This is a genomic window from Phenylobacterium sp., from assembly GCF_036963605.1.
Taxonomy (GTDB): domain Bacteria; phylum Pseudomonadota; class Alphaproteobacteria; order Caulobacterales; family Caulobacteraceae; genus Phenylobacterium.
In genome coordinates, this window is sequence record NZ_JBALUY010000095.1 from 1 (window position 1) to 10942 (window position 10942).

8 protein-coding genes and 1 pseudogene are annotated in these 10942 nt (G+C 67.8%); 6 read left to right on the top strand and 3 right to left on the bottom strand.

The features are described 5' to 3' along the window. A pseudogene (locus V7702_RS15000) lies at nucleotides 1-1356 on the bottom strand (Localization factor PodJS); the annotation flags it as partial. Nucleotides 1357-1647: 291 nt separating this feature from the next. On the opposite strand from V7702_RS15000, the gene V7702_RS15005 reads away from it, so the two are divergent. After that, complete coding sequence (locus tag V7702_RS15005) at nucleotides 1648-1890, top strand: hypothetical protein (RefSeq protein ID WP_335650894.1); 243 nt, start codon at nucleotides 1648-1650, stop codon at nucleotides 1888-1890. On the opposite strand, the gene V7702_RS15010 is transcribed toward V7702_RS15005, so the two are convergent. After that, nucleotides 1887-3566, bottom strand: coding sequence for a bifunctional lysylphosphatidylglycerol flippase/synthetase MprF (locus V7702_RS15010; RefSeq protein ID WP_335650895.1), 1680 nt, complete (start codon nucleotides 3564-3566; stop codon nucleotides 1887-1889). The two genes, V7702_RS15005 and V7702_RS15010, sit on opposite strands and share 4 nt — an antisense overlap. A gap of 161 nt (nucleotides 3567-3727) precedes the next feature. Between V7702_RS15010 and V7702_RS15015 the strand changes: the two genes are divergently transcribed. The 5 genes from V7702_RS15015 to V7702_RS15035 all read left to right on the top strand — a co-directional run bounded on the left by V7702_RS15015 (nucleotide 3728) and on the right by V7702_RS15035 (nucleotide 9916). Continuing rightward, nucleotides 3728-4951 (top strand): acyl-CoA dehydrogenase family protein, encoded by a 1224-nt coding sequence (locus tag V7702_RS15015; RefSeq protein WP_335650896.1) that lies wholly within the window; start codon nucleotides 3728-3730, stop codon nucleotides 4949-4951. A 77-nt stretch (nucleotides 4952-5028) separates the two neighbouring features. After that, the gene (locus V7702_RS15020) at nucleotides 5029-6237 is read left to right on the top strand and encodes an acyl-CoA dehydrogenase family protein (protein ID WP_335650897.1); all 1209 of its coding nucleotides are present in this window, start codon (nucleotides 5029-5031) and stop codon (nucleotides 6235-6237) included. Between the two features lie 73 nt (nucleotides 6238-6310). Then, nucleotides 6311-7519: an acyl-CoA dehydrogenase family protein gene (locus V7702_RS15025; RefSeq protein WP_335650898.1), complete on the top strand. Its 1209-nt coding sequence runs from the start codon at nucleotides 6311-6313 to the stop codon at nucleotides 7517-7519. Nucleotides 7520-7551: 32 nt separating this feature from the next. Then, nucleotides 7552-8745, top strand: a complete 1194-nt coding sequence (locus V7702_RS15030) for an acyl-CoA dehydrogenase family protein (protein ID WP_335650899.1) — start codon at nucleotides 7552-7554, stop codon at nucleotides 8743-8745. A 34-nt stretch (nucleotides 8746-8779) separates the two neighbouring features. Next, nucleotides 8780-9916, top strand: a complete 1137-nt coding sequence (locus V7702_RS15035) for an acyl-CoA dehydrogenase family protein (RefSeq protein ID WP_335650900.1) — start codon at nucleotides 8780-8782, stop codon at nucleotides 9914-9916. 79 nt (nucleotides 9917-9995) lie between these two features. Here the strand turns inward: V7702_RS15035 and V7702_RS15040 are convergent. Further along, the coding region (locus V7702_RS15040) for an RNA polymerase sigma factor (protein ID WP_335650901.1) at nucleotides 9996-10942 on the bottom strand (947 nt) is incomplete at its 5' end.

Consider the following 10942-nt stretch of genomic DNA (forward strand, 5'->3'; position numbering starts at 1 on the left):
CGAGGCTGCGGGCTGAGGCGCCTGCGCGGCCGGGGCCGGCGGCGGCTCCACACTGCGCGGCGGCGGCGCTTCGGCCAGCCGACGGTCAATGCGTTCGCGCGCCTCTTCCAGCAGGCGCGCGGTGCGCTCCTCGCTCAGGCGGATGCGTTCGGACAGTTCCTCGGTGGCGCGTTCCTGGCGATGACTGACCCGCTCGGTGACGCGGGCCACCTGGTCCCCCACATCGTCGATGGCCTGGGCCGACCGGCGCTCGGAGGTGGCGATCCGCTCGCTCAGGCGTTCGGTGATCTTGCCGATCTCGCCGCCCAGTTTCTCCAGCGCCTCGGCATGCAGGGTGTCGGAACGGCCGAGCCTGGCCTCCATGGCCGTGGCGATCCGCGCCACCTCGCCGCCCACGGTCTGGATGGCCTGGGCGCTCGACTGTTCGGCGCTCTGGACCCGGCGGTTCAGATTGTCGGCCATGCTGAGCACTTCGCGGCCCATGGCTTCGATGGCCTGGGCCGAGCGCTGCTCGGCGGCGCGCACATGCTCGGTCATCTCGCCGAGCCGCCGCTCCATGCGGTCGAACCGGCCATCGGCCGAGGCGTGCAGCTTCTGGGTCAGCTCGACCCGGGCGGCCTCGACCCGTTCGGTCAGGCGCGCGGCCATCTCTTCCAGGCGGCGGTCAAACCCAGGCCCCTCGCCGGCCTCCACCGATCCCATGCGTCCGTCGAGATGCGCAAACGAGGCGCGCAGGCTCTCCAGGGCCTCGGCGGTGCGGGTCTCGGCTTCGCTGAGACGCTGGGCGACACGGCCCACCACCTCCTCGATCAGGCCCGGCGACTCCGAGCCCCCCTGCGCCTCCACCCGCTCCATCCGCGCCTCGATGGCGCCCAGGGCCTCACGGGTGCGGGTCTCGCCTTCATAGAGATGGTTGGCGACCTTGCCGACCGCCCCTTCCAGGGCGCGGAGGGCTTCAGCCGAACGAGGCCCTACGGCCTCGGCCTCAATGCGGCGCAGGCGCTCGGCCACACGGCTCTGCTCGGAGGCGACCTCTTCCACCGCGCCTTCGAACCGGGCGGCCACGGCCACGTGCTCACGCTCGGCGGCCTCGATGCGGGCCAGGGCCGAGCGCACCGAATGCTCGACGCCGGACACCGCCAGGCCTGTGCGGCTCTCGGAGACTTCCAGTCGCTCGCTGAGGCGGTCCAGGGCCAGGGCGATGCGCCCCATTTCGTCGGCCGGATGTTCCGCGGCCTCGACACGGGGCGGCGCATCATCGGTGCGGCGCAGGCTTTCGAAATAGGTGGGGAGCGGACGGCGTGCGAGATCAGCCTCGGAGACGGCGTCTTCCGGACCTTCATCATCAAGGATCATTCGATTGAGCCACTCGCCCAAGGTCATGCCCGACCGCCTGGCGAGGTCTTTCGCGACCTCCCTGGCTTTTGGGTCGATGCCCTTGACGCTCCATGGCGCCGCCGCCGTCATTCGAATCGATCTCCTACCCGAGTTCGACGCTATCCACCGAACCTTGGGGTGTAAACGCAGGGTTAACGCTAGATATAGCGTTGGGGCGCATCACCTGTGGACGACCGCGAAAAGCCCACAGGCCTGACCAGACAACAGCCTGCGGCAGGGTTAACGCTTCGTTAACGGGCTGATTTGCCCTTGTCCGACGCCTGCGCTACGGCGTCGCAGATGGAGCTGTCCCTGACCCTCGCCGCCGGCGCCGTCCTGCTGGCTCTGACCCTGTTCGCCGGCTGGAAGGGCGCGAGGCCGCCGGATCTTCGCCGGGGCCCGCGCCTGGTGCCCTACCGCTTCGTCATGCTGTTGGGGGCCGCTGGCCTGATTGTCATCCTGGTCCACCTGGTGAACCTGATGGGCGTCTCGACCGGCCCCGACCGGTTCTAGGCCTCGGCGGCGACCGGCTCGCCCGGCCGTGGTTCGGTCTTGCGGGGACGCTTGGCCAGCCCCGCCATGCCGCCGGAGGACAGCAGCCCGACATCGGCGAGCAGCAGCGGGATTGCCCATTTGTGCGGGGCGGCCAGGTAGCGCGGCTGCCAGAGGGGGTCGTACTTGTCCTTGTACTTCCGCACCCCCTGGAAGTTGTAGATTTCCTCGCCCCGCTCGAAGAGCAGCCGGCCCACCCGCGACATGATCGGCGCGAAGGGCCGATCCTCGAGCCCGGCCAGAGGCGCCATGCCGAACTCGAAGGCCTGATACCCCTGGGCCCGCCCCCAGGCGATCAGCTCGATGAACAGATAGTCCATGATGTTCTTGGGGGCGGCGTCAGAATAGCGCATCAGATCCATTGAGAAGGCCGAGCGCGAGCCGGTGGTCCAGAGGGTCGCAAAGGCCACGATCCGGCCGTACTGACGCACGATGGCGATGGGAAACTCCGACACATAGGCCCGGGTGAAGCCGCCCATGGTGAAGCTCTTTTCGCCGCCGGCGTGGGCGTCGAGCCACTGGTCGGAGATCGCCTGCAGTTCGTCGAGCACAGGCGGCACGTCGGCCGGCGCCAGCACCTCGAAGGTCGCCCCCTCCTCTCCGGCCTTGCGCCAGGCCCGGCGCAGATTGCCCCGCTTGCGGCCTTCCACCGAGAAGGTCTCCAGGGGCACGATGGCGGCCTCGCCGATCTTCTGCAGGGAGAAACCAAGCTCGACCACCTCGGGCAGGTCGTCGGCGCCCAGGGCGTAGACTCCGGGTCTTGCGGCATGGGCGTCGGCCATCTCGCGGAAGCGCCAGAACAGTTCCAGCCGCTCGTCGCGGCGTCCGACCGGCGCCCCGAGCGCGATCCAGGAGCGGCCCCGCACCCCGAACATCAGGAAGGACTGCCCGCTCTGAGAAAAGATGAACCGCTTGTCCCCCAGCAGGGCCAGGTTCGAAGCGGGCTCGGCGGCCTGGGCGGAGGTGAGGATGGCGCGAACCTGTTGGAAGTCCTGGTCGTCGGGGGTGACCACCCGCGGGGTGGCGGCCGAGGCGAACAGTCGCCAGATGCCGAAGGCGATCAGGGCCAGCGCCGCCCCGATCCATGCCCGGATCGCGCGCGCGGCGTCATCCTCGACCATCACGCTGATCCAGCTGCGGTGCCCATAGTCGGCGTTCTGGAAGGACCAGAGCCCCAGGAGGCCCGCCCCCGCCACCAGGGCGGCGGCCGAGACCAGCCAGCCTGGCGTGATCTCCATCCGCGACAGCCTGGCCTCGCGGATGAAGGCCGCCCGGAACGGCGCCAGGGCCAGCATCAGGGCGGCGAGCCAGGCGGTCTCTTCCCAGACAATGCCTTTCAGCAGGGTGAGCGGCAGGGCCACGCCCAGCACCACCATGGTCGCCATCCAGGCCGCATCGAGCCTGGCCCGCAGGCCAAAGGCCAGGAAGATCAGCACCAGGCCAAGCACGCTGGACAGGAAGTGGCTGGCCTCGATCAGCGGCGCCGGCGCAAGCTGGGTCAGCAGCAGGAAGCGGGTCGGCACCGAAGGCGTCGCGGCCGACACCACCAGCATCACCCCCGCCGCAAGGGTGAGTATGGCGCCGGTCAACGGGGCTGCGGCCAGGCCGGCGGGCCGCAGTTCGCGCAAGATCCTCATGGGATGGAGCGTCCTGGTGGCGAGTTGGGGGGTATATAGACCGGATTCGGCGCGGCAGGACCGTCGCCTGTGTCAAACAACTGTTCGCAAGGCGGCTTGCCCTGGGGCCGCCCGGCGCTAATGTGGCGCGCAAAATCTGCTTGCAGCATTGGGAGACCGCCATGGCCGACTTCGGCGCCGGAGAGCTCGACACCTTCAGGTCGGATGTCCGCGCGTGGCTGGAGGCCAACTATCCGGCCGAGCTCCGCGATCCGGGCGCCAAGGTCGATCCCGAGGCCATGTGGGGCGGCCGCGCCTTTGAGGACTCCGACGACCTGCAGATCGCCTGGATGCGCAAGATGGGCGAGAAGGGATGGACCGCCCCCACCTGGCCCACCGAATACGGCGGCGGTGGGCTGACGCCCGCCCAGGCTCGCGTGCTGGACCAGGAGCTGAACGCCGGGCGCTATCGCACGCCGCTCGCCTCGTTCGGCGTCTGGATGCTGGGCCCGGTGCTGCTGGAGTACGCCAACGAGGATCAGAAGCGCGAGCACCTGCCCAAGATCATCAAGGGCGAGATCCGCTGGTGCCAGGGCTATTCGGAGCCCGGCGCAGGCTCCGACCTCGCCTCCCTGCAGACCCGCTGCGAGGACAAGGGCGACCATTGGCTGATCAACGGCCAGAAGATCTGGACCTCTTACGCCGACAAGGCCGACTGGTGCTTCTGCCTGGTGCGGACCGACACCTCGAAGAAGCATGAAGGCGTCTCCTTCGTGCTCATCGACATGCGGTCTCCGGGCGTCGAGACGCGGCCGATCCAGCTGATCTCCGGCGAGAGCCCGTTTTGTGAGACCTTCTTCACCGACGTGAAGATCCCCAAGGAAAATCTGGTCGGCAAGGTCAATGGCGGCTGGGAGATCGCCAAGCGCCTGCTGCAGTACGAGCGCCAGAACATCTCCGGCGGCTTCGGCGGCGGCGGCGGGGCCGGCGGCGCCAGCGGCGATCTGGCCGAGGTGGCCAAGAGCTATTGCGGCGTGGACGGTGATGGCGTGCTGGCCGACACCGATCTGCGCACCCGCATCACCCAGAACAAGATGAACATGCAGTGCCTGGGCCTGACCATCGGCCGCACGGCCGCCGAGGCCAAGGCCAGCAATGGCCCGAGCGCCGCGGTCTCGATCATCAAGTACGCCGCCGCCACCTTCGCCCAGGAGCGCTCCGAGCTGATGATCGAAGCCATGGGCCACCAGGGCCTGGGCTGGCAGGGCGACGACTATAAGCCGGGCGAGATCATTGCGACCCGCGGCTGGCTGCGCTCGAAGGGCAATTCCATCGAGGGCGGCACCAGTGAAGTGAACCTGAACGTCATCTCCAAGCGCGTGCTGGGGCTGCCCGACCCCAAGTAGCGGGTCGAGCAGAGCCTGCGGCCGCATTTTCGGCCGTCGGGCGTCCGGACGGGCATTATTTGTAAAGGCGGATTTCCATGGCCGATTTTGGCGGCGATCTCGACACCTTCCGCGGCGAGGCTAAGGCCTGGCTCGAAGACAACTTCCCCAAGGCCCTGAAGGGCGACGTGGCGGCGCAGACCGCGGCGGCCGGCGGCGGCAAGGAAAGCCCCGAAGCCCGCCAGTGGCGCGAGGCCATGGGCGCCAAGGGCTGGGGCGTGCCCACCTGGCCGGCGGAATACGGCGGCGGCGGGCTGTCGCGCCAGGAGGCCCGGGTGCTGGCCGAGGAGATGGCCGCCATCGGCGCGCGCAACCCCATCGGCGGCATGGGCGTCATGATGTTCGGCCCCACCCTGATCGAATACGGGACCGAGGAGCTCAAGCGCCAGCACCTGCCCGGCATCATCACCGGCTCTGTCCGCTGGTGCCAGGGCTATTCCGAGCCGGGCTCCGGCTCCGACCTCGCCTCGCTGCAGACCCGCGCCGAGGACAAGGGCGACCACTATCTGGTCAATGGCCAAAAGATCTGGACCTCGGGCGCCAACCTCGCCGACTGGTGCTTCTGCCTGGTGCGGACCGACACCTCGAAGAAGCATGAGGGCATCTCCTTCCTGCTGATCGACATGACGAGCCCCGGCGTCGAGGTGCGGCCGATCCTGCTGATCAATGGCGGCTCGCCCTTCTGCGAAACCTTCTTCACTGATGTGAAGGTCCCCAAGGACCAGCTGTTCGGCCCGCTGAACGGCGGCTGGACCGTGGCCAAGCGCCTGCTGCAGTTCGAGCGCGACAACATCTCGGCGGGCCTGGGCGGCGGCAATATCGGCGCGCCGACCGCGGTGATGAGCGTCGAGGACGCGGCCAAAAAGTATGTCGGCCTCGATGAAACCGGCCGGATCGCCGACAACGACCTGCGCCGCCGGATCATCGAGCACCGCATGGAGGCCCGCGCCTTCCAGCTGACCGTCCGCCGAGCGGCCGACGAGGCCAAGTCCAACGCCGGCCCCAGCGCCGCCACCTCGATCATGAAATATGCCGGGGCCAAGATCGCCCAGGACCGCAACGAGCTGCTGATCGAGGCCTTCGGCCATCAGGGTCTCGGCTGGTCAGGCGAAGACTATGACGAGAGCGAGCTGAACCTGGTCCGCGCCTGGTTGCGGTCCAAGGGCAATTCCATCGAGGGCGGAACCTCGGAAATCAATCTGAACGTGGTGTCCAAGCGGGTGCTTGGCCTGCCGGACCCCAAGTAAGCGGACGACTCCACGAACGCCGAACTTCATGCTATAATAAATGATAACATAATGATTTTTAGGGAGAATATTCATGGCTGACTTTGGTGGCGCCGATCTGGACGGCTTCCGGGCGCAGGCGCGCGAATGGCTTGAAGCCAATTTCCCCAAGTCTCTGGCCCATGATACCGAAGCCCAGACGCGGGCCATGGCCGGGGGCGTTGAGCTCACCGGCGACCTCGCCGTCTGGCGCGAGCGGATGGGCGAGAAGGGTTGGGGCGTCCCCACCTGGCCGGCCCAGTATGGCGGCGGCGGCCTCTCGCCCCAGGAAGCCCGGGTTCTGAACCAGGAAATGGCCGCCATCGGCGCATGGAACCCGATCGGCGGCATGGGCGTGGGGATGTTCGGCCCCACCCTGCTGGAATACGGCACCGAAGATCAGAAGAAGAAGTACATCCCCGACATCGTCACCGGAAAGGTGCGCTGGTGCCAGGGCTTCTCCGAGCCGGGCGCCGGCTCCGACCTCGCCTCGCTCTCGACCCGGGCCGAGGACAAGGGCGACCATTGGCTGGTCAACGGCCAGAAGATCTGGACCTCCGGCGGCCAGTGGGCGGACATGATCTTCTGCCTGGTGCGCACCGACACCACCAAGAAGCACGAGGGCATCTCCTTCGTGGTCTTCTCCATGCATCAGCCCGGCGTCGAGGTTCGCCCGATCCGCCTGATCGCCGGCTCCTCGCCCTTCTGCGAAACCTTCTTCACCGACGTGAAGGTGCCCAAGGAAAACCTGGTCGGCCCGCTGAACGGCGGCTGGACCGTGGCCAAGCGGCTGCTGCAGCATGAGCGCAGCGGCATGGGCGGCCGGGCCGGCGAAGGCGGCAAGCGCGAAGCGCTGGGGATCATCGCCAAGAAATATGTGGGCGAGGACGAGCAGGGCCGCCTGGCCGACCTCGACCTTCGCATCCGCATCGTCATGAACGACATGGACCTGAAGGCCCTCCAGCAGACCGTCAAGCGCGCGGCCCTGGAGGCCAAGGGCAATTCCGGTCCCTCGGCGACGACCTCGATCATGAAGAACGCCAATATGAAGGTGGCGCAGGACCGGGCCGAGCTGACCCTGGAGTTCATGGGTCATCGGGGCCTGGGCTGGGAAGGCGAGGACTTCACCGAGGAAGAACTGGCCGCCGTGCGCGGCTGGCTGGCTGGCAAGGCGGGCTCGATTTACGGCGGGTCCAATGAGGTGCAGAACAACATCATTTCCAAGCGCATCCTCGGCCTGCCGGACGCTGCGCCTTCGAAATGATTGCAATCGACTGATTTTAAAGGAGATATTTAATGGCTGATTTTGGCGGCTCTGATCTGGACGCCTTCCGCACGGAAGCGCGCGACTGGATCGAAGCCAACTTCCCCAAGTCCCTGAAGGGCAAGGGGGGGATGATGATGCGCGAGGAACGGTCCGAGCCGACTCCCGACATGGACGCCTGGCGCAAGGCCATGGGCGAAAAGGGCTGGGGCGTTCCCACCTGGCCGACCCAGTACGGCGGCGGCGGCCTGACCCCGGCGCACGGACGCATCATCCAGCAGGAGCTGGGTCGCGTTGGGGCCTACAACCCCATCGGCGGCATGGGCGTCATGATGTTCGGCCCCACCCTGCTGGAATACGGCACCGAGGCCCAGAAGCAGCAGCACATCCCGCCGATCGTGAAGGGTGAACTGCAATGGTGCCAGGGCTTCTCCGAGCCGGGCGCCGGTTCCGACCTCGCCTCGCTGCAGACCCGCGCCGAGGACAAGGGCGACCATTACATCGTCAACGGCCAGAAGATCTGGACCTCGGGCGCCCAGTGGGCCCAGTGGTGCTTCTGCCTGGTGCGCACCGACACCACCAAGAAGCATGAAGGCATTTCCTTCGTGCTGTTCCCGATGGACGTCCCCGGCGTCGAGGTTCGCCCGATCCCGCTGATCGCCGGCAACTCGCCCTTCTGCGAAACCTTCCTGACCGACGTCCGCGTCGAAAAGGACCAGGTGGTCGGCCCGGTCAACGGCGGCTGGACGGTGGCCAAGCGCCTCCTGCAGCACGAGCGTTCGGGCCTGTCGGGCGCCGGCGGCGGTGGCGGCGGCGGTCGTTCGCTGGTCAAGCTGGCCAAGGACTATGTGGGTACGGACGAGGCCGGCCGCCTGGCCGACACCGACCTGCGCACCCGGGTGATCATGAACGAGATCGACGGTCGCGCCTTCCAGCTGACCGCCATGCGCGCCATGGCTGAATCCAAGGCCAATTCCGGGCCTTCGGCGGCCACCTCGATCATGAAGAATGCGGGCACCCGCTGGATGCAGGATCGCGCCGAACTGACCATCGAGCTCATGGGCCACCAGGGCCTGGGCTGGGAAGGCGACGACTTCACGCCTGAAGAGCTGGGCGCCGTGCGCTCCTGGCTGGGCGGCAAGGCGACGACCATCTATGGCGGTTCGCAGGAGGTGCAGAACAACATCATCTCCAAGCGCATCCTCGGCCTGCCTGACCCGAAATAAGCACTCAATAGAATTTTATAGGGATTACAATAAGATGGCCGTTCTCAACGAAGAACAGACAATGCTCCGCGACGCCGCGAAGAGCTGGGTCCAGGAAAAGTCGCCCGTCACCGCCTTCCGCAAGATGCGCGACAGCGGCGTCGAGCTTGGCTACGACGCCAGCGCCTGGAACGAAATGGCCGAGATGGGCTGGGCCGGGGTGATCATCCCCGAGGAATACGGCGGCTCGGACTTCGGCTACCTCTCCATGGGCCTGATCCTGGAGGAAACCGGCCGCACCCTGACCGCTTCCCCGCTGCTGGCCTCCGGCCTGGCCGCGGCCTCGGCCCTGGTGCTGGGCGGCTCCGACGCCCAGAAGTCGGAATGGCTGCCGAAGATCGCCGGCGGTGAAGCCGTCGGCGCCCTGGCGGTGGACGAAGGCGCGCACCACGCGCCGGAAAAGGTCGCCCTGAAGGCCGAAAAGTCCGGTTCGGGCTACAAGCTGTCGGGTTCCAAGTCGTTCGTGCTGGAAGGCCTCGCCGCCAACCTGCTGATCGTCTCGGCCCGCACCTCGGGCAAGCCGGGCGACACCGACGGGATCACCCTGTTCCTGGTTCCCGGCGACGCCAAGGGCGTGACCCGCAAGCGTCTGCATCTGGCCGACAGCCGCGGCGCCGCCAACATCACCTTCGACGGCGTCGAAGTGGGTGAAGACGCCGTGTTGGGCGAAGTCGACAAGGGCTATCCCCTGCTGGAGAAGACCCTCGACCGCGCCCGCGCCGGCCTCTGCGCCGAAATGCTCGGCTCGGCCGTGCAGGCCTTCGAAATCACCCTCGACTACCTCAAGGTCCGGGTGCAGTTCGGGCAGGTCATCGGCTCCTTCCAGGCCCTGCAGCACCGCGCGGCCAAGATGTTCACCGATCTCGAACTGGCCCGCTCGGCCGTCGAAGCCGCCCTTCAGGCGATCGACGCCGACACCCCGGACGTTCCGGAGCTGGTCAGCCTGGCCAAGGCCAAGATGGGCGACGTCTTCCATCTGGTGTCCAACGAGATGGTCCAGATGCATGGCGGCATCGGCATGACCGACGCGCACGATGCGGGCTTCTACATGAAGCGCGCCCGTGCGGCCGAGGCGGCCTTTGGCAACCAGGGCTACCATCGCGACCGCTACGCCCGCATCCAGGGCTACTAAAGAGCCTTCTCCCGGCCTTGGCCGGGAAGGTTTGGACGACAGGAACCCCCGGCCTCACGGTCGGGGGTTTTCATTTGGGCTAACCCTGGCTGGCCTCGGCCTGCAGGCGATCAATGTGCTGGCGGATGTGCGCAGCTTCGGCCGGGGTGCGCGCCAGGGCGATGGCGCGGTCGAAGGCCTCGCGGGCCTCGGCCTTGCGCTCCAGCTTCAGCAGCATGGCCCCCCTCACCCCGTGGAAATGGAAATAGGCGTCGAGCCGGTTGGACAGAGGCTCGATCAGGTCCAGCGCCGCCGCAGGCCCTTCGGTCTTCGACACCGCCACGGCCCGGTTCAGGGTGACCACCGGCGAGGGCATGTGATGCTCCAGGGCCTGGTAGAGGCCGGCGATCTGCGGCCAGTCGGTGTCCTCGGCCCGGGGCGAGCGGGCGTGCAGGGCCGCGATGGCCGCCTGGATCTGGTAGGGGCCGGGCTGGCGATGGCGAATGGCCTTGTCGATGAGCGCCAGGCCCTCGGCGATCATCTTGCCGTTCCAGTGGGTGCGGTCCTGGTCCTCCATGAGGACGATGGCGCCATCGGCGTCGAAGCGGGCCTGGGCGCGGGCGTGCTGCAGCAGCATCAGGGCGGTCAGCCCCATGATTTCCGCCTCAGCGGGGAACAGGCGCAGCAGCAGCCGCCCGAGGCGGATCGCCTCGTCGCACAGCCCGCTGCGCAGGGGCGCCTCGCCGCCGCTGGCGGAATAGCCCTCGTTGAACAGCAGGTAGACCATGGCCGCCACCGCCGCCAGGCGCTCGGCCCGCTCCACCGCGCCCGGCGTCTCGAAGGGCGTCCCGGCCTTGGCCACCTTGGCCTTGGCCCGGGTGATCCGCTGCTCCATGGCGCTCTCGCCCACCAGGAAGGCCCGGGCGATCTCGGCCACGCTCAGGCCGCAGACGATCCGCAGGGCGAGCGCAATCTGCTGGGTGGCCGGGAGATCCGGATGACAGCAGATGAACAGCAGCCGCAGGACGTCGTCGCGATAGTCGGCGC

Coding starts and splice junctions, on each gene's coding strand:
- V7702_RS15010 (WP_335650895.1), bottom strand. CDS start 3,566: ATGAGGATCTTGCGCGAACTGCGGCCCGCCGGCCTGGCCGCAGCCCCG.
- V7702_RS15015 (WP_335650896.1), top strand. CDS start 3,728: ATGGCCGACTTCGGCGCCGGAGAGCTCGACACCTTCAGGTCGGATGTC.
- V7702_RS15020 (WP_335650897.1), top strand. CDS start 5,029: ATGGCCGATTTTGGCGGCGATCTCGACACCTTCCGCGGCGAGGCTAAG.
- V7702_RS15025 (WP_335650898.1), top strand. CDS start 6,311: ATGGCTGACTTTGGTGGCGCCGATCTGGACGGCTTCCGGGCGCAGGCG.
- V7702_RS15030 (WP_335650899.1), top strand. CDS start 7,552: ATGGCTGATTTTGGCGGCTCTGATCTGGACGCCTTCCGCACGGAAGCG.
- V7702_RS15035 (WP_335650900.1), top strand. CDS start 8,780: ATGGCCGTTCTCAACGAAGAACAGACAATGCTCCGCGACGCCGCGAAG.